This is a genomic window from Mucilaginibacter sp. P25, assembly GCF_050859465.1.
Taxonomy (GTDB): domain Bacteria; phylum Bacteroidota; class Bacteroidia; order Sphingobacteriales; family Sphingobacteriaceae; genus Mucilaginibacter; species Mucilaginibacter gossypii.
Genome location: NZ_CP193937.1, coordinates 5,812,803 through 5,835,734 on the forward strand (window position 1 = coordinate 5,812,803; position 22,932 = coordinate 5,835,734).

Annotated in this window: 22 protein-coding genes and 1 pseudogene; 11 read left to right on the top strand and 12 right to left on the bottom strand. The window is 41.1% G+C overall.

Annotated elements, in window-relative coordinates; translation table 11 throughout:
• Nucleotides 1-21 precede the first annotated feature (21 nt).
• The 3 genes from ACRQ5D_RS29280 to ACRQ5D_RS29290 are packed head-to-tail and all read right to left on the bottom strand — an operon-like array spanning nucleotide 22 to nucleotide 1,473.
• Nucleotides 22-549: a hypothetical protein gene (locus ACRQ5D_RS29280; protein WP_431198594.1), complete on the bottom strand. Its 528-nt coding sequence runs from the start codon at nucleotides 547-549 to the stop codon at nucleotides 22-24.
• 5 nt (nucleotides 550-554) lie between these two features.
• A complete protein-coding gene (locus tag ACRQ5D_RS29285; protein ID WP_431198595.1) occupies nucleotides 555-821 on the bottom strand; it encodes a hypothetical protein in 267 nt (88 codons plus the stop codon).
• A gap of 49 nt (nucleotides 822-870) precedes the next feature.
• Entirely contained in the window at nucleotides 871-1,473 is a 603-nt protein-coding gene (locus ACRQ5D_RS29290; RefSeq protein WP_091162472.1) for a hypothetical protein, read from the bottom strand.
• A gap of 537 nt (nucleotides 1,474-2,010) precedes the next feature.
• On the opposite strand from ACRQ5D_RS29290, the gene ACRQ5D_RS29295 reads away from it, so the two are divergent.
• From ACRQ5D_RS29295 to ACRQ5D_RS29310, 4 genes and pseudogenes are all read left to right on the top strand, one after another.
• Complete coding sequence (locus ACRQ5D_RS29295) at nucleotides 2,011-2,208, top strand: hypothetical protein (protein ID WP_091162470.1); 198 nt, start codon at nucleotides 2,011-2,013, stop codon at nucleotides 2,206-2,208.
• A 90-nt stretch (nucleotides 2,209-2,298) separates the two neighbouring features.
• Nucleotides 2,299-2,847: pseudogene (locus ACRQ5D_RS29300) on the top strand (tetratricopeptide repeat protein); the annotation flags it as partial.
• An 87-nt stretch (nucleotides 2,848-2,934) separates the two neighbouring features.
• A complete protein-coding gene (locus tag ACRQ5D_RS29305) occupies nucleotides 2,935-3,816 on the top strand; it encodes a sensor histidine kinase (RefSeq protein WP_432329902.1) in 882 nt (293 codons plus the stop codon).
• A gap of 8 nt (nucleotides 3,817-3,824) precedes the next feature.
• Complete coding sequence (locus tag ACRQ5D_RS29310; protein WP_431198598.1) at nucleotides 3,825-4,070, top strand: sensor histidine kinase; 246 nt, start codon at nucleotides 3,825-3,827, stop codon at nucleotides 4,068-4,070.
• On the opposite strand, the gene ACRQ5D_RS29315 is transcribed toward ACRQ5D_RS29310, so the two are convergent.
• Entirely contained in the window at nucleotides 4,065-4,706 is a 642-nt protein-coding gene (locus tag ACRQ5D_RS29315; RefSeq protein ID WP_091162467.1) for a response regulator transcription factor, read from the bottom strand. The two genes, ACRQ5D_RS29310 and ACRQ5D_RS29315, sit on opposite strands and share 6 nt — an antisense overlap.
• Nucleotides 4,707-4,915: 209 nt before the next feature.
• Here ACRQ5D_RS29315 and ACRQ5D_RS29320 point away from each other — a divergent pair, with 209 nt between their 5' ends.
• From ACRQ5D_RS29320 to ACRQ5D_RS29335, 4 genes are all read left to right on the top strand, one after another.
• Entirely contained in the window at nucleotides 4,916-5,335 is a 420-nt protein-coding gene (locus ACRQ5D_RS29320; RefSeq protein WP_143020670.1) for a hypothetical protein, read from the top strand.
• Between the two features lie 726 nt (nucleotides 5,336-6,061).
• A complete protein-coding gene (locus ACRQ5D_RS29325) occupies nucleotides 6,062-9,301 on the top strand; it encodes a SusC/RagA family TonB-linked outer membrane protein (RefSeq protein WP_091162465.1) in 3,240 nt (1,079 codons plus the stop codon).
• Between the two features lie 29 nt (nucleotides 9,302-9,330).
• Nucleotides 9,331-10,770 (top strand): SusD/RagB family nutrient-binding outer membrane lipoprotein, encoded by a 1,440-nt coding sequence (locus tag ACRQ5D_RS29330; protein ID WP_091162463.1) that lies wholly within the window; start codon nucleotides 9,331-9,333, stop codon nucleotides 10,768-10,770.
• Between the two features lie 22 nt (nucleotides 10,771-10,792).
• Nucleotides 10,793-11,686, top strand: a complete 894-nt coding sequence (locus tag ACRQ5D_RS29335; protein WP_091162462.1) for a BT_3987 domain-containing protein — start codon at nucleotides 10,793-10,795, stop codon at nucleotides 11,684-11,686.
• A gap of 243 nt (nucleotides 11,687-11,929) precedes the next feature.
• Here the strand turns inward: ACRQ5D_RS29335 and ACRQ5D_RS29340 are convergent, their stop codons facing one another.
• A complete protein-coding gene (locus ACRQ5D_RS29340) occupies nucleotides 11,930-13,153 on the bottom strand; it encodes a CehA/McbA family metallohydrolase (protein ID WP_091162460.1) in 1,224 nt (407 codons plus the stop codon).
• A gap of 221 nt (nucleotides 13,154-13,374) precedes the next feature.
• Between ACRQ5D_RS29340 and ACRQ5D_RS29345 the strand changes: the two genes are divergently transcribed.
• Together ACRQ5D_RS29345 and ACRQ5D_RS29350 are read left to right on the top strand one after the other, a co-directional pair.
• Nucleotides 13,375-14,310 carry a DUF5996 family protein gene (locus tag ACRQ5D_RS29345; protein ID WP_176844332.1) on the top strand — a complete coding sequence of 312 codons (936 nt, stop codon included), beginning with the start codon at nucleotides 13,375-13,377 and terminating at the stop codon, nucleotides 14,308-14,310.
• A 124-nt stretch (nucleotides 14,311-14,434) separates the two neighbouring features.
• Nucleotides 14,435-14,683: a hypothetical protein gene (locus ACRQ5D_RS29350; RefSeq protein WP_091162456.1), complete on the top strand. Its 249-nt coding sequence runs from the start codon at nucleotides 14,435-14,437 to the stop codon at nucleotides 14,681-14,683.
• On the opposite strand, the gene ACRQ5D_RS29355 is transcribed toward ACRQ5D_RS29350, so the two are convergent.
• Both ACRQ5D_RS29355 and ACRQ5D_RS29360 read right to left on the bottom strand, forming a co-directional pair.
• On the bottom strand, nucleotides 14,684-15,196 hold the full coding sequence (locus ACRQ5D_RS29355; RefSeq protein ID WP_431198599.1) for a hypothetical protein: 513 nt from the start codon (nucleotides 15,194-15,196) through the stop codon (nucleotides 14,684-14,686).
• Nucleotides 15,197-15,394: 198 nt separating this feature from the next.
• Nucleotides 15,395-15,943 (bottom strand): fasciclin domain-containing protein, encoded by a 549-nt coding sequence (locus ACRQ5D_RS29360; protein WP_091162452.1) that lies wholly within the window; start codon nucleotides 15,941-15,943, stop codon nucleotides 15,395-15,397.
• Between the two features lie 207 nt (nucleotides 15,944-16,150).
• Here ACRQ5D_RS29360 and ACRQ5D_RS29365 point away from each other — a divergent pair, with 207 nt between their 5' ends.
• Nucleotides 16,151-16,399: a helix-turn-helix domain-containing protein gene (locus ACRQ5D_RS29365; protein ID WP_431198600.1), complete on the top strand. Its 249-nt coding sequence runs from the start codon at nucleotides 16,151-16,153 to the stop codon at nucleotides 16,397-16,399.
• Nucleotides 16,400-16,947: 548 nt separating this feature from the next.
• On the opposite strand, the gene ACRQ5D_RS29370 is transcribed toward ACRQ5D_RS29365, so the two are convergent.
• The 5 genes from ACRQ5D_RS29370 to ACRQ5D_RS29390 all read right to left on the bottom strand — a co-directional run bounded on the left by ACRQ5D_RS29370 (nucleotide 16,948) and on the right by ACRQ5D_RS29390 (nucleotide 22,806).
• Entirely contained in the window at nucleotides 16,948-17,394 is a 447-nt protein-coding gene (locus tag ACRQ5D_RS29370; RefSeq protein ID WP_432327481.1) for a hypothetical protein, read from the bottom strand.
• Complete coding sequence (locus ACRQ5D_RS29375) at nucleotides 17,354-17,587, bottom strand: TetR family transcriptional regulator (RefSeq protein WP_432327483.1); 234 nt, start codon at nucleotides 17,585-17,587, stop codon at nucleotides 17,354-17,356. The genes ACRQ5D_RS29370 and ACRQ5D_RS29375 overlap by 41 nt, the downstream gene beginning before the upstream one ends.
• Nucleotides 17,588-17,614: 27 nt before the next feature.
• Complete coding sequence (locus ACRQ5D_RS29380) at nucleotides 17,615-19,162, bottom strand: DHA2 family efflux MFS transporter permease subunit (protein ID WP_091162446.1); 1,548 nt, start codon at nucleotides 19,160-19,162, stop codon at nucleotides 17,615-17,617.
• Nucleotides 19,163-19,750: 588 nt separating this feature from the next.
• Nucleotides 19,751-20,122 (bottom strand): glyoxalase, encoded by a 372-nt coding sequence (locus tag ACRQ5D_RS29385; protein ID WP_091162444.1) that lies wholly within the window; start codon nucleotides 20,120-20,122, stop codon nucleotides 19,751-19,753.
• Nucleotides 20,123-20,241: 119 nt separating this feature from the next.
• Nucleotides 20,242-22,806 carry a DUF7133 domain-containing protein gene (locus ACRQ5D_RS29390; RefSeq protein ID WP_218134329.1) on the bottom strand — a complete coding sequence of 855 codons (2,565 nt, stop codon included), beginning with the start codon at nucleotides 22,804-22,806 and terminating at the stop codon, nucleotides 20,242-20,244.
• Nucleotides 22,807-22,932: the final 126 nt, after the last annotated feature.

A 22,932-nucleotide genomic window follows, 5' to 3' on the forward strand; every position in this document is an offset into this window, starting at 1 on the left:
AAATCAAAGGAGATAAAAAGTCTATTTTTTATTACAGATCTCCGTAACTGCAGTACGGCGGGTGGCGGTGTAAACTATTCCATTTACCATTTCATAGCCAGTAGAAACGCTTTGCGAATAGCGTTTTAAAATAACCCCGGTGTTGTTATCTATGAGTATTGATCCGTTTATCCGGCTATTTAAGCTACCGCCTAAAACCGAAGTTTTATAAGTAACAACAGTAGTTGTGCTGCTTATAGCATAAACTGTATAGTTGGTTTCGGCCGATGAAGTAGTAACCTTCCATGAATAGCCCTTTTTAAGTGTGATGCCAACCGGAAAATCAACCATTAACTGTATTGTAGTCCCTGGCGACAGCCGTTCGGGCTGGATGCCGGCAAAAGATAACAGTGTATCATTGGCAACAGCCGGGCGTTTTAAATTCAGGATCTCGCCTTTGTTGTTTACTGAAACTATCGATTGATTATGGAACATCTTCTGCAAACCAACCTGGATAACAGAATTTGGGTCGGCAGGTTTACCTGAGTTATATACCAGGTCCTGGTTCATTGCATTTATGGTATCGATAAGCTTATCAGTAGTAATAGTAAAAGAGGCCCCCTTTCAGAAGCATCGGTTACCTTGTAGGTTTTAACAACTATTGAAACCGAACCAACACGCAAAGTTTGGCTGCCGCGCTGTAAAACACAATTTGACTTTGTATTTACCTGCCTTTGAAACTCATCTCCCTGTTTAAATCTGCCCTGGGCATAGGTAACACCGCTCGCAAAAGCTAATATTATAACAAATATATATTTTAACTCAATTGGGGTACTTTTCATTTTAGTATTCTTGTTATAATGCCTTTAATAATTTGACATTATGTCACAGTTAGTGTTTTTTCCTGTTTGATTGGGGTTTGCCTTTTAACTTATCATCCTTCGTTCCCCCAGGCGATATCATTTTAAAGCTCTCGCTTTCGGGAATTTCCGGGATAGACCAGGGTGTAAAATTTTCGGAAGGCTGTAAAAGCGGTACCGTACTTGTTATATCGGGCATTATCGGAATGGGGCCTTTTATAATATTCACCTGGCCTGATACGGTTGGCTCAACAGGCGCTGGCGGCAATTCCGGCGATTCTGGCAAAGGGAGGTCTATAACAGCTGAAAACTGCAGGTCCTGCATTGTTTGCTTTGGCAAATGCGGAGCTTCTGGCGCTTCAGGTGATGGAATTTCAGGTAACCCCGCAGTTGCACCATTAACATCGGGTTGGTCGGGTGCATCAACCACAGGCGGCGTTGAGCCAACTGCAGCCAGCACAGGCATTTGAGTTGCTGAAACAAAGGGCTGAGCAATTACCGGGATATCCGTAAGCGTAAGTATAATCGGCTTACCCGCCGAACCACTGCCATGGGTGTTTCCTTTGGTAATTGTACCTGGGGTTAATGGCGGCGGCACGTTCCAGTCCGACTGATTATTGCGGCTCTGGGCCATAGTATTACTTAAGCCCCCCAGGCAACTAATAACCAAATAAAGCATGGTATTAGGCTGTTGAGTCGCCGGTTTCTCTCCTTTTTTGGACGATGTATGACATTTCCATTTAATTATCTTTATGCAGAAAGCGATTGCTTTCAATACAATCAGTCAGTTTTATTTGGTGAATAATAGCTTATTAATTTAATTTTTATTGATTGTTAATGAGCAATAATGATTTTAGGTATAGGTTAGAATTATATTGCAAAATCATTATTAAAGTTAGTCCTTTTTATCGATTACGGCACACGGCTTTCCAATATATGCTATCTGTATAATACTAAATAGTGTTTCTACATGATATACTTACCTCCAATATTTCATCTGTAAAAATAAGCTTTATGGTGTTACTCCAAAATACCAACTGCTTTGTATTGTGTGAATTTCGGCCTCTCTATAAAATTGTACTGTCAAGCACGATGGTGAAATAATATAAAACAAAGCCATAAATGGTTTTGAACAAATTAATTCATCGCGTTTCATCTAAATTAAAAAACCATGGAAAGTACTTTAAATTACCTCGCGGGCTTTGTTTCCCTAACTTTTATGGGATTATCAGCTATGTATAAATTTAAGCTCGAAAAATTGCAGGGAACAGGCAAAATACCCAACATTATCAGTGCCAGGCAACGGCAAATTGTGTTTTTCGTGTTAGCCGTATTATCTGCTTTAATAATATTCATATCCAGATTTTAAAAACACATTAACCGGTAACAACCCCAGGCCCAACGACTTTTGCTGATAAATATCAAATTACTATCTTTAACCGGGACCAAAAACCCGGATATGAAATACCCTTTGTTTTTTCTGCTTATTTTGGCTGTAATTCCGTGTTGCGGTCAAAATATTGATAGTTTAAAAAAGGTTGTTTTCAGCAAATCACCCACACAAAAACGCTTAACCGCCGCTACTCAGATTGCCAACTATGCGGCTGAAACAAATCCGACCAAAACCATCATTGTTGCAAAAGAAGGACTGAACCTTGCACATAAGCTAAACAATAAAAAAGCAATTACTTTACTATCGCAAACTTTAGGAGAAGCTTATTTCCAAACTAATCAATATGATTCCGCATCATATTATTACAACATTGCCGCCGTTGCACTCAACAAAATAAATCAACAGTACATTTTAACCGATGGTTACAACAGGTTAGCGAAAGCGTATGTAAAATTAAAAAATCATAAAAAAGCGCTTGAATTTTGCATGCTGGCAATTTCATATGCCCCAAAAACCGGTGACCGTACAGAATTGACAGAAGCCTTAAACCTGGCTGCGACGTTATATGAGGCAAAAAACAATTACCGGGAGGCCTTAAATTACTCCAGGCAGGCTTTCGACATAAAAGACTCTTTAAACCTTGCCCGGCAAACAAATGAAAACACCTCTGAAGCATACAGCCATAAATTTATGGGGGATGTTATGGGAAGTATTAAACCAAACGACTCAGAACAGGAAATTTTAAAAACCATCGATGTCAAAAAATCATTAAATGATACCCTTGCGCTTTCAATTAACTATTTTAACCTTGGCGTATTGTATAAAAACAAACGGTTATATCTACAATCTCTCGATGCATTAAAAAACAGCCTTCAGTTTGCCACACAAATAAATTATGCAGATATGCAAAGAAGCGCCACAAATGAAATAGCTGATTTGTATGAGCAATTGGGCGACTATAAGCAATCGCTGATTTACTTAAAAAAGCATGCAGCAATTAAAACCTCAGGCAACAGCACCATTGATGAACTACAGGCAAAATACGAAATAAAACAACGTGAAGATCAGGTACTGCAACAGCAATTTGAAATAACAAAGCGTAATTACTGGATGGCGGGTATCTGTGTTTTTATACTTTTAATGTTCTTTACAGGCTTTTTTTATTATAAACAAAACAAGCTAAAACAGCGCAATATGGCAATGCAGGCTATAATTGCGGCTGAGGAAAGTGAAAGACAAAGAATTGCCAGGGATTTACATGATAGTGTGAGCCAAATAATATCGGCGGCAAAAATAAACCTGTCAGTTATAGGCAGTGAATTACCTTTCATAAATGAAGAGCAAAGAACCCGTTTTGAAAAAGCAATTAACCTTGTTGACTATGGATTTAAAGAGGTAAGAACGATATCACATAATATGATGCCTTGGGCACTTCATAAAACAGGGTTAGCACAAGTAATTAAACAATTTATTGAGAATATCAAGAACAATAATATTGCAATAAACTTTTTTGCCAGGGGTTTGATTCGCCGTTTGACGATACCATCGAGATCATTTTATACCGGGTATTACAGGAAAGTGTAAACAATGTAATGAAGCACGCTCATGCCGACAGGGTTGACATTTCACTTATAAGAAGCGATGAAAACATCAGCCTCACTATTGAAGATAATGGCATAGGCTTTGACGCAACCAATCCTGATATTTTTAAAGGCATGGGCTTAAACAATCTAATGTCGCGGATAAATTTTTTAAAAGGCAGGGTTGAATTTGATTCGCATCCTAACAGGGGGACACTTGTTTCTATTTATATCCCACTCACCAATAAACCTTTATAAGTTATATTGCATTATAAACCGGTTAAGCTCAACCGGATTTTTCAGATTAAGCTTTTGCATAATATTTTTACGGTGTGTTTCAACAGTATAAATACTTAAGTGAAGATGATCGGCCATTTGCTGGTTGGTAAAATTCTGTTTTATAAATTGTAAAAGTTCAGTTTCCCGCTTAGTAAGCTGGAACTGCTTTAAAAAAGGATCCGGTTCATTAGGCATGGAATTAACAACCGGCTGTTTGCAGGGAAAACACAGATGCCCTTGCGCTACGGAGCGCATTACCTGTAATAGTTCAGCCTTCCCGACATTTTTGAACAAGTAGCCGCTGGCTCCTTCAGCCTTTGCTTTTTCAATGAGGTGCTCCTCATTATATGTAGAAAGCATGATTACCTTAACTTTAGGATAGTAATCCTTTATGCGCTTAAGTACGTCGAACCCGTTCATACCCGGCATATTGATATCAAGTAATATGAGGTTGGGTGTTTGGGTGTGTAACAAATGTAATAATTCCTTACCGTTTGCTGCAACGCTCATTACCTCTATATCTGGCTCTCCCTGCAACAACATGTGTAAGCCGTTTATAAATAAAGTATGGTCATCTGCTATTATTACTGATAGTTTTTCCACGGTGCTTTCCATATAATAAATTCACTGTAAATCTATATTTTATCTTTATTTCATAAAATACCAACTGATTTGTATTGTGCATCCCAGCCTCTGTTCATAAAATTGTTCTACCGAAACAAACTTAAAAAAATGAAAAGCCATCGCACATCTTATTTATATGAATTATGCTTACCCGGTTACTGCACCCAATATATACCGAAATCTATTAACAGAAAAAAGTGATGGAATACTTTATTAGCACATTTATAATAATGCTGATTTGTATAATCGCATTATTACAGGATAAATCTTATGACAACGGGATAGTTTTACCAAGACCTCAGAGCAAACTTCCAGACCGAAGAGATTACCGGTTACTTAAATACAACCAAGCCTCCCACTCTATTTCGCGGATATCCCCTCAATTACTTGTTAGTGAATATGGAGCTCAAACAGGTTCATTAGCGACATCATCAACAGCCAGGCGCGTCTATCCCTCAAATTTTAACAGGACAAAAGTATTACAACCAAAGTCTAACCCAACTATTCAATCAAATACTGAAAAAGATACAGATGTCGCAAACGCCTTTTGCTCACAATGCAATTTAAGCTTCTTTGCTCCTGCCTGCAACTATTACAAACAATCCTTTAAGGTTGCATAATCGGCAGATGACAACTTCATGGCGGCGGATATTTGCTATCTGGCAATTAATGAAGTAATTAAGCTGCATTGAAGTGCTAAGTGCCGCCCCCCATTTTTATTAAACCACAAAAAATGGCTGCAATCAAAATACCTTGCTATTACAGTTTGACAATTAAATTCCTTTTAAAACATTTTATTTAAAAACAGAATCTGACAAAAAATAATAATATATACAGAATACAAATAATTAAAAACCTAACAATCAATTAATTAAATATTTATAAAAGCAATTCGGGTATTACAAGCAAAAGCTTTCACCCATTAATTTTTTAATATTCAGTCATTTGTCACTTTCTTTTTACAAAAAATATTATTATTTTTAAAAAAGTAAACTAAAACGTTTTTCTCAAACGTATATTTAGTTTTTTAATTTAAAAAAGAACACGCTTTTTCAATTATTACTTACATATCTCATTAATACTGGCTTTATAAAGTAATATTTCATGTCATTTTCCATAAACATCGTACCAACCGCCCTGAAAATTAAAATTCATATAAATTTTATATGAATTTCATATGAAGAATTCAAAAAAAACCACATTTCACTTATTTTGCATTAACGTTTTATCAATTTTTTTATAAATATTTTAATATATATAAAAAACTTTAAAAAAATTTTAACTTTTTTTTCATTTTATTACAAAAATTGTAGTTTTGGATATTAACTAAAACTGATTTTTTAACAATGAAAAAACTCCTACTCGCAAGCTGGTGTTTGTTCATGCTATTTTTTAGTGTGGTACATGCACAAAACAAAACGGTTACCGGCCGGGTAACTTCAAAAGACGATGGACTACCGCTGCCAGGCGTGTCCGTAAGAGTTGTAGGTACCACGCTCGGTACGCAAACAAATGCAGATGGTAAATTTTCTTTATCTGTTCCTGCCTCTGCAAAATCTTTAGGCTTTAGCTTTATTGGCTTTACATCTCAAACAGTTGAAATCACTTCGACACCATTAGATGTTAAACTAACAAGCAGCGCTAATAAACTATCAGAAGTGGTAATTACTGGTGCTTATGGCACCAAACAGTCATCACGATCGGCTTCATATGCAGCACAGGTAGTAAAGTCAGATGCATTGAACACTATCCGCCAGCCTAACGTTAACAACGCATTGGCAGGTAAGGTTGCAGGTGTTCAGGTACGTAGCCAGTCGGCTGCAGCTTTGGGCCGCAATACCAACATCAGGCTTCGTGGTGCTACAGGCTTTGGTAGCGGTAACAACCCTTTATATGTTGTTGACGGTACAATAATGCCAAACGCCGACGATTTGAGCAATGACGACATCGACAACATTAGTATTTTGAATGGTCCTGCAGCATCTGCTCAGTTCGGTTCACAGGGAGCTTATGGCGCTATCGTTATCTCAACTAAAAAGGGTAAAAAAACAAAGGGCGTTGGTGTTGAATTAAACCTTGGTGCCAATTTCGACAAGGCTTATATTCTGCCTAACTACCAAAACAGTTATGGTGGCGGTGCTTCTGCAGATTTCATTCAATACCATTGGAAAGACGGCGATCCTGAAGGATGGAAAGCTTTAGATGGCAAATATTACCCGGATTATACCGACGACAGTAGTTGGGGCCCTAAAATGGTTGGCCAGGAATATATTCCATGGTATGCATGGGCTGCTGGTACCAAATACTCTTTCAAAACTGCCAAATGGACCCCACAGCCCGATAACGCAAAGGATTTCTTCCGCACCGGTGTTTCTTTAAATAACAGTGTGGCATTTACTAAAGCAGCTGATGATTACAACATCAGGATGTCATACAATAACCAGCACACTACAGGTATAGTGCCTGAAACCTGGCTAAACAAAAACAACTTCACCTTAAACGCCAACTACGATCTTAACAAACACCTCACAGCAGGTGCAAGTATTAACTTTTCGGGTACACAACTTCATGGCCAGATCAGTGATGCTTACGCAAGCGCTTCAAGTGGCTCGTTCAACTCATGGTTCCACCGTGATTTGGACATGGGTATCATGAAAGAATTACAGGATCTAAAATCACCTGACGGCACCTATGTAAGCTGGAACCACCAAAACCCTAACTCATACGATCCATCAAACCCGGGCTCGTTTTATGCGGGTAACTATTGGTACAACCCTTATTTATGGCAAAAACAATGGCAAAACCTTAACACCCGCGACCGTTTGTACGGAAACATATACTTACAGTACAAGATCAATAATGATTTAAGCTTCAAGGTTACCTACCGCCGCAATCAAACCAACACCTGGAACGAAGGCAAAATTTCGTCTGAAATACAGGCAAGCGGCACTCAAACAGGTCAAAAAGCAGGTTATGGCACTTCAACATCATACTCAAACCGCGAAAACTACGAAACCTTGCTTAACTATGATAAGCAGATCAAAGATTTCCACCTGAATGTTAATGCCGGTAGCGATTTTTACAACTGGAGTTACAAAGACAACGGTGCAAACACCAACAATGGTTTAAGCGTTCCGGATTTGTATACATTAGCAAACTCTGTCGATCCGATCAGTGCCAGCAATACCAGGATCCAGGAGCAATACCGAGCGGTATTTGCAAAAGCTTCTGCCAATTACAAAAGGATTGTATATGCTGATGCGACTTTACGTAACGACTGGTTTTCAACCATCTCTACTATAAACAACGCTAACTCAGTGTTGTCAAAATCATTTGGTGGGTCATTCGTATTCAGCGAGGTATTGCCTGAATTTAAAGACTGGTTAAACTATGGTAAAGTAAGGGGATCATGGGGCCAGGTACCATTAGCCTTAGGTAACTCAACTGAAACATTTGGCGCATACAGGAACAATACACTATACGGTATCGCTCCAAATAAATGGAATGGCGCCTTATTGCAAGGTGGCCCAACCCAATTTGTTGACCCTGCCTTACATGGCACAACCACTACTTCAAAAGAGATTGGTTTAGACTTAGGTTTCTTTAACGACCGTTTAACTTTTGGCGCTACTTACTGGGCTGCAGATGACAAAGACCTTCCATTGGGCTTAGCGGTTAACGCTGCCAGTGGTGTATCATCTATCCTGACCAACGTAGGTTTGATCAAACGGAGAGGTTTGGAGATAACTGCAAGCGGTACCCCTATCCGGTTACCAAACTTTAGCTGGACAATTAATGCCAACTTTGCACAGTTATTGGATAATACAGTAGTAGAGATCAGCAATAAATACGGTGTTGACCGTGTGCAGGTTGCAGGTGTATGGGGTACAGACATGCCTTACCTGATCAATCAAAAAGGCAAATGGTGGGGCCAAATTTACGGTAACGGTATCAAACGCAATGCTGCCGGGGTCCCAATTCTTACTTCATCCGGCGCTTACATCAATGACCCTAACGTATATTTCGGCAGTGCGTTGCCTAAATATACCGGTGGTATACAAAATACATTCACTTTATTTAAAGAGTTTGTGTTGAGCGCAAATATCGACTATCAGTTTGGTGGCAAATTCGCTTCATTATCAAACCGTTGGGGTCAATATAGCGGTTTAACGGCTAATACGGCGGCACTTAACGATAAAGGCATGTCGGTACGCGACCCTGTTGCTGATGGTGGCGGTGTTAAAGTTACCGGTGTTGATGCCGACAATAAAGCCGTGACCTATTACGTCGACGCAAAATCATACTATCAGGGTTTAACAAACAATAAAACTTACGATCCCTACATCTACGACTTGACTTTCATCAAACTTCGCGAGGTTGCTGTAGGTTACAACCTGCCGATTAAAAGATGGGGTTTAGGAAATGTATTCCAATCGGCAAGGATTGATTTAACCGGCCGTAACTTATTGTTGATATACGCTAAATCTAAGGATTTCGATCCGTCAGAGATCACCGCGACAGAAGGTGAAACTGCCCAATACCCAGGTACGAGGGGTTTTGGTTTCAACCTAAAAGTAACATTCTAAGCGAACAAGGATTATTAGACTAAGAAAAAATGAAAAAGATATATCTATATACATTAGCAGGCGCGTTCACCTTTTTGGGCGCGGGCTGCAATAAGCTAAAGGATTTTGGCGACGTAAACAACAATCCTGCAGCAACAGTAACGCCTATCCCTTCGGCCTTGCTATCAAACGTTGAGGCAAATTTGGGTGGTTATGCATCAACCGGTACCGAGGCAATAAGCGGTGGCCAGTATGCTCAATATTTTACTGAAACGCAGTATTCAGGTACTTCATTGTACAACCTGCCTCAAAACGGGTTTACAGGCAATTATGCAGGTAATCTTAATAACCTGCAGCTTATCATTAACCAAAACCCAAGTAAAAACATGGTTAATGTGGCTAAAATACTGCAGCAATATATTTTCTGGATAGTAACGGATTCGTGGGGCGATGTTCCTTACAGCGACGCACTCAAAGGGGCGGCTAACATATTGCCTAAATATGATTCCCAGGAAACCATTTATAAGGGCATACTTACCACGCTGACTACGGCTATAAATTCGTTTGATTCATCGCCAATAAGCGGTGACATCATTTATGGTGGTGATGTGGCATCATGGAAAAGAATGGCAAACTCCCTTAAATTGCTTGTTGCAATTCAAATGTCAAAGGTAACCGCTTCTTCTTCCATCGCATCTGCGGCAACCAACGAAGCTATTACCCCAGCTAATGGAGGAGTAATAACTACTACCGATCAAAACTTCAAACTTCAATATCCTGGAGGTAATTACAAAAGCGCATGGTGGAACCTGTATAACGGACGTAAGGACTTTGCCGAATCAAAAACCCTTACCGATTATACCGCGAGCACCAGCGATCCGCGCCAGGCAGCTTTTGGCGGCGAGAGTGAGCAGGCGGGTAACGTTACGACATCAAATATTGGCGTTCCATACGGCTTAGCGCGTTTAGCGGTGACCTCTTTTACCGACGCTAACCCAAAATGGGCACGTGTTTTACGCGGCGACTTCAGGCTTGAAAACGGATCAGTAACCCTGATCACAGCTGCAGAGGTGTGGCTGGCAAGGGCCGAAGCTGTAAACCTGGGCTGGATCACTCCAACAACATCTGAAACAGTAGCCATCGATTTCCAAAATGGTATAGGTGAATCGTTCGTACAGTGGGGGCTAACATCTGCTGCGGGTAAAACTTTCGCACAAGGCTTAGGCACACCTAACATTCAGCTAATTTCAACTCAGCGTTGGGTGGCAAGTTACCCTGACGGCCATATGGCCTGGGATATCTGGAGGAAAAGTGGATACCCAGTACTTACGCCTGCTCCTGATGCTACAAACGCATCAAAGCAAATTGTAAGGAGGTTTGTGTATGCTACTTCAGAGTACAATACCAACGGCGCAAACGTTAGCGCGGCAGTTACACGCATGGGCGGCGATACTCAGGATACAAGAGTTTGGTGGGATGGTGGTAAATAATCATTTTAAAAATTGACACAACATGAAAAAGAACATATTCAATAAATATTTGCTTGTTGCCTGTATCGGATCTGCGATTGCTTTTTCAGGCTGCCGGAAAGAAACCATTGCTGATAAGGTTGGCGGGCAGGCTATGGACAATGGCAAGTCGTTTGTCGGCTTTCCAGACGGTCTTGAACAACAGCATTTCTTTGATCCATTCACAAACATTAAAACTGTTGATGTATTTTCTATCAAACGCGACGCAAAAAGCGCTGCTGATTTGCAAAAAGATCAAACTGTGGTCTTAAAAGCAATTCCAGACGCAATTGATAAATACAACGAAAATAACGATACGGAGTATGAATTACTGCCAACAAGTCTGTATACAATAAGCAGCACCAAAGTTACTGCCGGAACTTCGGGAAACCTAAATGCTAAATTTGCTCCTGGCGACTTCCAGAACTATTTTACCATCAAATTAAATGGAAGTAAATTTGATCTGACAAAAAAATACGCGCTTGCTTATATAATCAGTGACGCTGCCGGTTTAACCGTCCATGCTGAAAGCAAGGACACGCTATACACCTTCTTCGCTATCAAAAACAAGTATGATGGTGAATACCACTCAACTGGTATTTTTCACCATCCTGTGAATGGCGACCGAGCAATTGATCGGGATAAAATCCTTACTACAGCTGGTGCTACAGCCGTAAGCACAGAAATTGGTGATATTGGCGGATCAATGACCCTGACTGTAAATGAAGCTACAAACGAGGTAACCGTTTCTGGTAATGTTAGTGCAACCCAACCGTTATTACCTGTTGCCGGGAAGAAAAGCATTTATGACCCTGCGACTAAAAGCTTCATACTAAATTACAGGTACCCAGCCGGTACAGGTGATCGTGTTATTGAAGAAACTATCAAACACAAATAATAAAAAATCAAAAAAGAGCCGTTTTGCATTGCATAATGCGGCTCTTTTTATATCCTGTTACATCACATAATTGATGACATACTGACCTTATTAAACTAAACAAATCCGTATTGAATTGGGGTTTTAACAATTATTATAAAACACCAACACTTTTAACTGCAGCTTCGTTCTTTTAGTTAATAGTTACAACAAGAAACCGTACACAGTAAGCTCGTGTACGGTTTTCCCTATTATATTCGGTTGTCAGAAATTCGGATCAAAATTAAAACAGATCGGGTTTGACAATCCTACCATATTACCGCTCAGTGCTGCTGATTGCGGCACCTGAGGGTAAGGTGTAGACGGCCCTTCTACCGTCACCCGGTAATAAGTACGGCCGGCTATTGCCGGTGTATCGGTAAATTCAATCATGGGCATTTTTCCTTCCATTTTAAAAGCACCAAACGGGTTGCCGTTTTTTACCACATTGATAGTGTAGGTAGTATCCTTTATACTGTTCCCGGTTAACTGAACTTTAAATTTAACCGGCTTACCTGTTGCCTTTACATTATCCCCCATCATCATATCCATTTTATCGTCGCCATTTAAATCAGCATAAAACTCAACACGGGGAGCATATGGGTTTGAACTTATGGATACCCGTCCGTTGGTTAAGGCGTCAATAACGGCTTGCTTAGTACGTGCAGTTGCAAATACCCAGGTAGTAGGCGTTCCTGCATAATTGGCTTTAGCCTGGTAAGTATTAGGGCCTGGTTTTTCATCCCCTACAGGCACGCCGTGATGAGCATCGCTCCCTCCCCTGCCGGTTAGCTTTCGGCCCGATGAAAGCATATCATCCCAGATCATGATCGCATTGGCATTTTTTGACCAGATGGCCGAATTCCATACTTCGATAGAATTAACCATATCATACGAATACCCAAAATGATCTTTACCGCTGGGATGGTTTGCCGACAGGTGAATACCAAGTTTATTCTTTATGCGCCCAACAACAGTATCACGCTGATCGCGCACATCGTATAACTGCTGATGATTATAAGGCCTGGCCGAAAAGGCGTTGCCGTGGCCGCGGGTAGTTGTCCATTCGGCAGCGTAAAGCAGCAATACCGAATCTGATTTAAACTCCGGATCAGCCCAGGTATTGTGGGCTACGTCGCCTTCTACATGATTATCGTGATCGGTAATAGCCAGGAAATCGATCCCTACCAACTTGCAAAAAGTAATGATCTTGCTGATTGAATTATTTGACGACTCCTTGCTATGCCTGGAGTGCATATGCAGCTCGCCTTTAAGCCAGATACCCTGACTGAGACTGGCCGGCGGCGGCAGTGTACCCAGCGGTTTTTGAGCCCAGGGGTTTACATGGGCCGATTGCCCCAATGCCGAACCGCTGATGCAGCCCGCAACCATAATTATTAAACCGGTTTTAATTAACAGTCCAATGTTCCTGTTAGTGGTTAGTACCATAAGTAATTTTGTCGATCTTTTTATTTTGTAATACTTTCGGCAGCCAACTTAGCCCACTCATGTTAGCTCACCGTTAACAGGAACAAATGATATAAAAATGTGACAGTGAAGCAAAAATTGAGGTGTCCGCTTTAATTTTTATTTGACTGAAAATTAAAGCTAACATCCCGCAAAACATTTGTAATTTAGGATTAAGCGATTTAACTCAACAAATTACACCTATGAGCAACCCGACAACAACACGCTGGCCTAGGCTCGATTACCATGATCTTAAAGATACCCTTGCAAGTGTTCATATGTGGACTCAAATCATTGGTAAGGTAAGACTAAAACAAATGCCCTGGATCAATCATTCATGGCAGGTAACCCTTTATGTAAGTTCAACCGGTCTAACTACCGGAAGTATGCCATTTGAGGGCGGCGTTTTCCAGATAGATCTTGATTTTATCAGTCATACCCTGAATATATCCACCAGTACCGGAGAAAAACGATCGTTTGGGCTCGGTACCGGAAGCGTGTCCGCCTTTTACAGTTCCCTGATGAATAGCATTGCTTCAGTTAATGCAGGCGTAGAAATATATGCAGTGCCGAATGAAGTGGAGCCGGCTATTCCTTTTGCCAAAAATCATACGCCATGTAACTATAATGCTTCCATTATGCATGATTACTGGCAGGCGCTGGTAAGGATCCATAATGTTTTCACAGAGTTCAGGGCCGGGTTTCAAGGAAAAAATAGCCCGGTACATTTCTTTTGGGGAGGATTTGACCTGGCGGTCACCCGCTTTTCGGGCAGGCCTGCACCAAAACACCAGGGCAGCGTTCCCAATATGCCCGCGATAGTAATGCAGGAAGCCTATTCGCAGGAAGTAAGCTCATGCGGCTTTTGGCCAGGCTCAGATGCCTTCCCTCATCCCGTTTTTTACGCATATTGCTACCCTACTCCCGAAGATTTTGCCAAACAGCAAGTATCGCCTCCCGAAGCATTTTACAGCGGGGAAATGGGTGAGTTTTTATTGACCTACGAAGTTGTTTCCCGATCGGCCGACCCGGAACGGACTCTGCTTCAATTTTTGCAATCCACGTATGACGCCGCGGCTAAAACGGGTAATTGGGATAAAGATCTGCAATGTGATTTGTCGGCATTAAAGAACGCATGAGATAAACATTGAGAGGACTCTTTCGACAGACCCTGAGGAAGCTGTTCTAAGAACCTGGAAATATATTTCAATTTGGTATTATGCAAATTATCATTTAACTTTATTTAGCAATAATTATTTGATTATGAGCCAATTTCCAGATCCTGACGAAACCCCAACCCCTGAAGAAGACAGTGGAAATATCCCTGATATATGGGATATCAAAACATCAGGCAAGGGCCGTGTGGGCAGGTCAGACATTAACCTTGATGAGGCCATGCCTTGTGCCGAAGACAGCGAGCCCTATTTGGAAGGGGATATAGATACCCCCGGTTTATGGGATGATAACGACCTGTCATCGTCTGATCAGGCGGATTATCTGGGAGCGGAGTAGTCAGGAAGCTATAGTTGCAATAGCAAAAGCTATCCCCATAACTATGGGCGAAAAAAATATTGCCCGTAAACAAAGTACGTAAATATTCCATCTATAATCGTTTTTCTTTGTGTTTTGCTCAATCCGTTCCTGGTAATTGATGATCTCAACTTTGTAAAACCTCAGGATCCTTTCATCATCAGCAATATCCTTATGGAAAAATGCCTTATCAAAGTATACTTTGGGATTTGTACCTGGCAAAAGATATTCACTTGGGGTTAAGCCTTGCAGTACAAACATTAAACCTACTATCAAAAAATAAAAGATCCCTACAATTGCTGTAAACAACAAACTATCCAGGTGAGGTGTATCCTTCCATTTTCCGATAGCATAAGCCACAAGACCAATTAAAACACCTGAAACCAGGGTTAATAATCCGTTTGATCGTTCATAAATACCCTTTGCAGTTTCTATGGTGTAGTTATATGATTTTTCGGCCTGTTCAAATATGAACTTTGCATCTTCCAGGGTCAATTTATTGAGCCATTCCTTTTTTCCTGCCAGTAGTTTTCCATATGGATACTTTTAACCTAATTTAAACTAAATCCGGCGTAATCCATACAAAATCAACTAAATACAATTTAATTCGCCTCGTGTACTGGCGTACCCCAATAAAAAAGCCCGGCGCTTTTTTAAGCAACAGGGCTTCGTTCTTTTATATTTGGGCTTCTATTAGTTAGGCATCAGCACAGTATTAACTACATGGATAACACCATTTTTTTGAAACACATCGGCAATGGTGACCCATGATTTATCACCTTTTTCGTCGACAAGGTATAGTTTTTTGCCTTTTGCCATAACAGTAAGTGTACCGCCCGCTACAGTTTTTAGTTCAGCTTTCCCCATACCTGCCTTAACTTTAGTCCATAAATCTGCCGAGCTTAAACGGCCTGCTACTACGTGATAAGTTAGGATCTTGGTCAGCGTTGCTTTATTCTCTGGTTTTAATAAAGTTGGAACGGTCTCTTTCGGCAGTTTACTAAATGCTTCATTAGTTGGCGCAAAAACGGTGAACGGGCCCTCGCCCTTTAGGGTTTCAACCAGGCCCGCTGCCTTAACAGCGGCAACAAGTGTAGTGTGATCTTTTGAATTTACAGCATTATCAATAATATCTTTGGTGGGGTACATAGCCGCGCCGCCTACCATTTTGGTTTGAGCGTTGACTTTAGGGACTACTGCAAAAGCTACTAATGCAAAGGCCGCGATGATCATTTTTTTCATAAATTATTATTTCAATTAGTTTGGAAGAAACTACGATTCACGGCAGCTAACAGATTTACAATCAATCAAAAATACACACAAAAATCTAATTATCAACAAGTTAATAATACCCTATTTTAGAGTAAAGCTAAGTTTTCGGCATAATAAACAACTCACCTGTTTATTACATGCATTTCCAATCCGGGGCGTTCACAATTACGTTTATAATTGAAACCAGCAACAACAAATGCTCACCGAAAAACTTATAGCCAACAGGATCCGTACAGTAAGGCAAGAAAAAATTACACTCAGTTTTACGTTGCCTACAAGCTCAACGTATCACAAAACACGTTCAGTAAAATTGAATTAGGAAATGTTAAACTGACCCTTGCCAGACTCATTGATATAGCAAAGGTTTTGGAAGTTGATTTGCATGACTTTTTAAAAGAAGAGCATTTGCATATTATCGCGAGGTAAAACTTTCCCTGGAGCTATTGGGCTCTCCAAGTTGCTTATTTCTATTTTCCAGGAAGATCAATCATATATTTTCGGAATATGACTTTGACCGCGGAATCTTCAATAAATTAAGCCTGGCTATTAACACTTCATGAAAAACACAACGTTGATTTACCGTGTACTGCCCGACTCGCTTTATCTGATATTCGGGCTCAATTACTTTTTACATTTCATAACCTATCAATCGCTTCACGCAGGCAAAGCAGTGGCTTTCATAGCACGCCCAAAGGCAAGGGATATTTTTTATCCTATGCAAAATGTCATACAAATAGTTAGCGGACTATCATTGATATTTAATCGTTACGCGCCGTTTTCGACCGTTGTATTATTCCCGGTCAGTTTAAATGCTTTATTGTTTCATACGTTTTTAGTGCGACATCGGGCTGGCTCATGGGTGTTACACTTGCAGTACCTAACCTGCTGCTGGGTTACGCTACCGTAAGTATTACAGCAGCATGTTTACCATGAAGGCCGTTGGGGAATAAATTATTTTGATAATATCAATATTCCTACACACCCTTTAAAGCCTGTGCTATCCAAATTGGAATCAGCTTCTTTCTTTCCTTTATCATCGTTGTAAATTCGGCGGCATCAAAATAGCCTGCCTCCAATTGCCTCGGTCGCACAAGAAAAGGGAAAACAATCATACCGGCAATATTCCACATCAGGTTAATGGGATGAAATTTCATGACGCCATCGGCCTGCAATGCATAAAGCTGCCTGGCAAAAACAGAATCGGTTAATGTCTTAATTTTTTCGACCATGGGCAAGGTGGTGTGCCCTGCAAGCACTTCGTTTACCATAAAAAATGGAAAATCAGGATTTTCTAAAAGCTGGTCGATATAATACCCTACGCAAATCTCTATCTTTTCAATAGCGGTAGAAGCCTCGTCGTTTAAAACCGGTTCAATTTTATCAAAAAGCTTTTTTATGGTTCTCGTCCATGATAAACTCAAAAAGATTTTCCTTACTGCGGAAATAATAGTTAACCGATGCCACGTTGGTATTGGCCTCGGTAGCTATGTCCCGTACAGTAGTTGCCAGGAAGCCCTTTTTAGTGAAGATGCTCCTTGCAGCATTCAGTATTTTTCTTCGGTTGTTGTTTCGGCTATTGTAGTCATGGATGATATATGTTTCAAATTTAGTCATTCAAAAACATATATCATCCGGGGCTGATTAATGTGTATCAGCCACAGCCTTTTGCCCTTTTACAATCGGCGCTAAAAATATCAGCGGAATGGCTGCCAGCATCACCCAACCAACCACAATGTAAGCGTCGTTATAACTTAGCAGTGTGCTTTGCTTGTTTACAGTACCGTCAATAGCGGCATAGGCCATTTTTGAAGCATCAAAAAAAGATTTCCCTTTAGCCATAAACCCGTGCAAAAGTGCGTTATATCTATCGGTAAAATAGTTATTATACGGATTGATATTACTTAACAAGTTATTGCGGTGCGTTGCCACGCGGATATGGATCAGCGTATTTAACCCGGCAATACCAAACGAACCGCCAAGCTGACGCATCATATTATTTAAGCCGGTTCCCTGCCCTATCTCAGCCCCCTTTAAGCCACCGATGGCAATAGTAGTAAGCGGAACAAAAAGGAGTGACAAACCGATCCCCCTGATAGCCAAAGGCCAAAAGAAATCGCCGGTACCTGATACCAGCGTCGAGCCGCTCATAAACCAGGAGAAAATGAAGAACAATATCATGCCCCCCACAGCCATAAACTGTGCAGGTAAACCTTTATTAAGCATAATACCCACAAAAGGCATCATCATAATGGTGAACAAACCACCCGGCAGCAGGATCTCGCCGGTTTGCTGTGCCGAAAACCCCAGCAGGTTTTGACAAAAAACCGGAAAAACGAACTGCGACCCATACAAGCCAACACCAAGTATAAAGGAAGTAACCATCCCGGCCGAAAAGCTGCGGTGCCGCATGATCTTGAAATTAACAATAGGATGATCGGTGCTTAACTCACGCCACAAGAAAAGCAGCAGGCCGATAACCGCTGTACAGCTGAGTACAATAATATAAGTAGTGGCAAACCAGTCTTCATCCTCTCCCTTCTCTAATATTGTTTGTAAACTTCCTACCGTAATTGCTAACAAAGCAATCCCCCACCAGTCAATAGGTTTGTCCTTGCCATCTCGGGATGTCACTTTTACGTACATCACTGTAAATATCGATGCAAGGATGCCTACAGGGATATTCACGTAAAAGATCCAACGCCATGCCGCATGGTCTGTTATGTAACCACCAATTGTAGGGCCTATGGTTGGCCCTACTACTGCGCCCAATCCAAATAAAGCTGTTGCAGTGCCTAACTGTTCTGCCGGCCATGTTTCAATCAGGATAGCCTGTGATGTTGAAAGCAAACCGCCACCTGCTAAGCCCTGTAAAATCCGGAAAGCAACAAGCTCCGTAAGACTGCTGGAATTACCGCATAAAAACGAGGCAATGGTAAATACAATGATGGACGTTAAAAAATAGTTTTTACGACCGAAAAAACTACTCAACCAGCCCGACATGGGCAAAATGATAACGTTTGCTACGCTGTAACCCGTAACTACCCAGGCAGCATCAGTTATGGTGGCCCCAAGGTTACCCTGAATTTGAGGAATGGAAACGTTAACGATGGTGGTATCTATTAATTCTAACAATGAAGCAATGATTACCGTGATGGTAATGATCCACTTTTTAAATCCTGACTCGGCCATTTGATAAATTTTTTTGTCTTAAATAATGGCACAAATTAATCAATCGTTTGATTAAAACATTTGTTTTAAATATTTGTACAAATTATTACTATGCAGTGACATGATAATTAATATTAGATAGAAAGGCAGGAGTAGTTGGATTCTTTTGGATAAATAGATTAAGGCTGTATAAAAATTAAACAGACAATCCTTACCTAAGAATTGAAATCTAACCGATAATATTTATTCAAAAGGGGGTTAACATGTTTCCGGAAAAAAACACACAATTAAATGATTATTAATCAGATATGCAAAACAACCCTAAATTGTGTTAACCCTGTTAACCCTTCTGTTAGTACAGTCAATCCAAAACTATATATCGCTTAAGAATCTGAGTAAGGCAAAAAAAGAAGAGGCTGATCATGATTTATGATACAGTAAGTACTCACCGGAGATTTCATTGATTTTTTACATCATTTGCTACAAGCAGAGCACGTTGTTCTCCTACGAATACATCGATCAATCCAGAGTATCAAAAATCACTGAAGCTTGCCCGAAATTGGGATGTGGTGGGCCCATTATTTTCCGGCTTTAGGGCACAGAAAAAAATTAAGGCTTGTTAAAGAATTCACCAAAATGCCAGAGGATTCCGGAAGGGTCATGTAAAAAACATTCCCTACCCCATTGCTCTACACGGATTGGGGTTAATCTTACGCCGGCATATTTTGCAGGCAGATCAAGAGCCAGCAACTCGTTCCAGTAGCGGGCAACATCATCAACTTCCAGAAACAACATGGTGTTATCAACCCAATCTTTAACGTAAGCGTTCTGAAGATAAAATGCCAGCTGACCTGTCTTGAACACCGACATATTGGCATCCAGTACAACCTCTTCAAATCCCAGGTCGCGATAAAAACTTCGCGATATTTCAAAATCTTTAGCGCCGATGAATGGCCTAAGCGATATAGCTTTGTGTTGCATAGTGTAGTTTAAATTTGAGCAGGCAACCTGCTAAATAAGAAGCAAGTTGCCAACTAATTAAACACGAAGATACTTTATAACCGCTGGTTTTCAAGCAGCTTCAGACTTCTTCCTCATCTTTAATTTTTTTGCTGAGATAGAAAAGTAACCAGTGATGCAAATTCATCATATGATAATGCATTGGCAAGCCCAACAGGCATCATAGATGTTTTCAGTTCCTTCCTGGTAATCACATCGCTGGATTTAATGGTAAATACATCTCCGGTAATGTTTCTCATCACTATTTTTTGGGCAGACTCATCTGTAATAAATCCCATATAATTTTTATTCCCTTTAGCTGTGATCATCACAGTGGCAAATCCCTGCGAAATAGAAGCGCTGGGTTTTAAGATGGATTCGGCAATTTGCTGGCGGTTCATGATAGATCCTATCTGTCCCATAAACGGGCCTTTTAATTTTTCGCCACGGGTAAGGCTATGGCAGGCTACACAACCTTGCTGCGTAAAGAGTGCCTTTCCTTTCTTTGGATCTCCTTTAACTTTGGCTAACATTAACATCACATCTTCAATAGATGAATTACCGATCTGCCCTTTTTTGTTCAGGATCTTTGACAAATCTACTTTAATCTCTTTTGTTGGAACACTTTTTTCCTCGCCGCCAAAAGCCGTGATCCCCATTTGGTGGCGCTCATTCAGGTCAGCATAAAATTGCTTGCCGGCAGCGCCTGCTTTGCTTCGTTCAAGCGTCAGGAACTTCTCGATACGAGCCGAGCCACCCCAGGTTATACCCTTATAAATTGGGCCATGTGAATCGGGCCGGGTTCCCCACCACCAGGATGCATCATAGGGAGCTTCCTGCTTATAAAGGCGTGCCAGGGTTACCAATATTTGTTTCTTTGTTTTTACATCTTTGATTTTGGGATAAGCGACAATCAAACCGTTTACCGCTTTAGTATCGTACATATACCGCAATGCCCATAATGCTAATGTCGAATTGGTAGTTCCAATTGCACTAACGCATTCATCAACCGCATTCATGCTTACAAGTGCCCTCACAGCCAGATGGGGCAGTATTATGGCCGAATTGGGCGTGGCGTGCGGCCCTTCGGTATTTTTAGCAGGTGCTGCAAAACTTGCAGGAACTTGCGTTTTAAGCAATTGAGGAGCGGCTTCTAAACGGCCAAGACGACCCAAACCTATAATTGCCGCAGCTTTCACGCGCGGAGACGGATCTTTCAGCCCGTTCAAAAAGGGAGCTATTGGCACTTGTGCTATTCCTTCTTTCCTGTCTGTTAAGGCTCGTAATGCAAATTCCCTCAGAGCATTATCCTCCGTAAGTTGTACAAGGTTAGCTATTCCGCTCTCCCGGGCAATTTGTCCGTAAGTAAAAAGAGCAGCCACCCGTGCATATAAAGCAACACTCGCATCTGATGCTATGGCAAAAGCTGCCTTGCTGCTTTCGTCAGCCGGCCTGGTAATAAGTTCCTGTGAAGCATTTAATCTCGCCACTGCGCTTTCTGATTTTAACATATTGGCCAAATCAGCTACGGCCAGCGCTTTAACATCAGGAAATGCTTTATAGTTCCATCCATTAGGTATGGCCCTGATAACATAGCCCTTTGATGCACTGCCCGAATATCCCGCGCCATCCCAAGCTGAAAGATAAAGCCGCCCCGAACCATCAACATCAAGGTCAGTGATCTGAGGTAGTTCAATAAACGGTTCCTCAGTTTGTTTAAAACTGGCACCATCTGGTTTTACCCTATTAATATAAAGTTCGCTCCGTCCCCAGTCGGCCGTCATAGGTACATGGTTATATTTTTCGGGCCAGGTAGGTTCATCCATAAATAGCGAACCTGTGCCTGAACCTCCGCCCAAATCAACCAGGGCGGGCAGAATCTCATCTGTAAAATGCTGAAATAATAAGGGGTAACCATATTCGCCCGATTGAATATGATGCGAAAAACGGATGTTCCATCCGCCGCCATCATTGGTATTGTCTCGGGTAAATACATTCATGTACGGATCTATAGCAACATCATAAATATTGCGGGTACCATGAGTATAAACCTCCATTTCTTCGCCATTAGGCCTTACCCTTATAATGCCGCCGCCAAGCATGGTCAGTTTTTTACCATCGCGGTCGGTAGCATCATGAAAGCCGAAATCGCCAACAGCTATGTAGATCCATCCATCAATCCCCATACGGATGCCATTAGTGGCATGGTCTGTTCCGCGTTCAACCAGCATGTGAGCATTACTCAGGTGCTCGACGAGTGGTTTTGGCGGCCCGTCGGCTATGCCATCATGATCTTTATCTTCAAAAACTTCAAGGATCATACCAGTTGCCTTAAGAGTTTCTTTTGAAAAAACTGTATGAAGCACAAAAACCTGGTCGCCCATGATGAGTATACCGCGCGGATCATCAACATCAGCAAAATCTGTATGTTTATCTAACTTACCATCATTATCGCTATCGATAAGTTTAATTATCCGCCCTTTTCCGGGGTCTTTACCCAGCGAACCAATCATATCAACGCCAACAAACACCTCGCCTGTGGCAGCCACAGCTAAACAAGCCGGACTTGGTGTAAGCTCAGGTCCGGCAAACCTGGTGATTGTAAAGCCGGCTGGCCAATGGAGCGAATCGCTCTTAGAATGACTTTGTCCTCGTATTGAAGCCAAAGTATTTGGTTTAGTGGGTCCCGCTTCGTTACTGCGGGTATTTGCAAAATATTTGAACGTCAAAAAGAAAGATAAACAGAGGAATAGGGTTAAGGAAAACTTTAACATTTTTATTTTTAATTATAC

What these genes read in the sequence shown, in the direction of transcription:
- ACRQ5D_RS29280 (WP_431198594.1), bottom strand. Translation starts at nt 549, where the DNA reads ATGAACCAGGACCTGGTATATAACTCAGGTAAACCTGCCGACCCAAAT.
- ACRQ5D_RS29285 (WP_431198595.1), bottom strand. Translation starts at nt 821, where the DNA reads ATGAAAAGTACCCCAATTGAGTTAAAATATATATTTGTTATAATATTA.
- ACRQ5D_RS29290 (WP_091162472.1), bottom strand. Translation starts at nt 1,473, where the DNA reads ATGGCCCAGAGCCGCAATAATCAGTCGGACTGGAACGTGCCGCCGCCA.
- ACRQ5D_RS29295 (WP_091162470.1), top strand. Translation starts at nt 2,011, where the DNA reads ATGGAAAGTACTTTAAATTACCTCGCGGGCTTTGTTTCCCTAACTTTT.
- ACRQ5D_RS29305 (WP_432329902.1), top strand. Translation starts at nt 2,935, where the DNA reads ATGGGAAGTATTAAACCAAACGACTCAGAACAGGAAATTTTAAAAACC.
- ACRQ5D_RS29310 (WP_431198598.1), top strand. Translation starts at nt 3,825, where the DNA reads ATGAAGCACGCTCATGCCGACAGGGTTGACATTTCACTTATAAGAAGC.
- ACRQ5D_RS29315 (WP_091162467.1), bottom strand. Translation starts at nt 4,706, where the DNA reads ATGGAAAGCACCGTGGAAAAACTATCAGTAATAATAGCAGATGACCAT.
- ACRQ5D_RS29320 (WP_143020670.1), top strand. Translation starts at nt 4,916, where the DNA reads ATGGAATACTTTATTAGCACATTTATAATAATGCTGATTTGTATAATC.
- ACRQ5D_RS29325 (WP_091162465.1), top strand. Translation starts at nt 6,062, where the DNA reads ATGAAAAAACTCCTACTCGCAAGCTGGTGTTTGTTCATGCTATTTTTT.
- ACRQ5D_RS29330 (WP_091162463.1), top strand. Translation starts at nt 9,331, where the DNA reads ATGAAAAAGATATATCTATATACATTAGCAGGCGCGTTCACCTTTTTG.
- ACRQ5D_RS29335 (WP_091162462.1), top strand. Translation starts at nt 10,793, where the DNA reads ATGAAAAAGAACATATTCAATAAATATTTGCTTGTTGCCTGTATCGGA.
- ACRQ5D_RS29340 (WP_091162460.1), bottom strand. Translation starts at nt 13,153, where the DNA reads ATGGTACTAACCACTAACAGGAACATTGGACTGTTAATTAAAACCGGT.
- ACRQ5D_RS29345 (WP_176844332.1), top strand. Translation starts at nt 13,375, where the DNA reads ATGAGCAACCCGACAACAACACGCTGGCCTAGGCTCGATTACCATGAT.
- ACRQ5D_RS29350 (WP_091162456.1), top strand. Translation starts at nt 14,435, where the DNA reads ATGAGCCAATTTCCAGATCCTGACGAAACCCCAACCCCTGAAGAAGAC.
- ACRQ5D_RS29360 (WP_091162452.1), bottom strand. Translation starts at nt 15,943, where the DNA reads ATGAAAAAAATGATCATCGCGGCCTTTGCATTAGTAGCTTTTGCAGTA.
- ACRQ5D_RS29375 (WP_432327483.1), bottom strand. Translation starts at nt 17,587, where the DNA reads ATGACTAAATTTGAAACATATATCATCCATGACTACAATAGCCGAAAC.
- ACRQ5D_RS29380 (WP_091162446.1), bottom strand. Translation starts at nt 19,162, where the DNA reads ATGGCCGAGTCAGGATTTAAAAAGTGGATCATTACCATCACGGTAATC.
- ACRQ5D_RS29385 (WP_091162444.1), bottom strand. Translation starts at nt 20,122, where the DNA reads ATGCAACACAAAGCTATATCGCTTAGGCCATTCATCGGCGCTAAAGAT.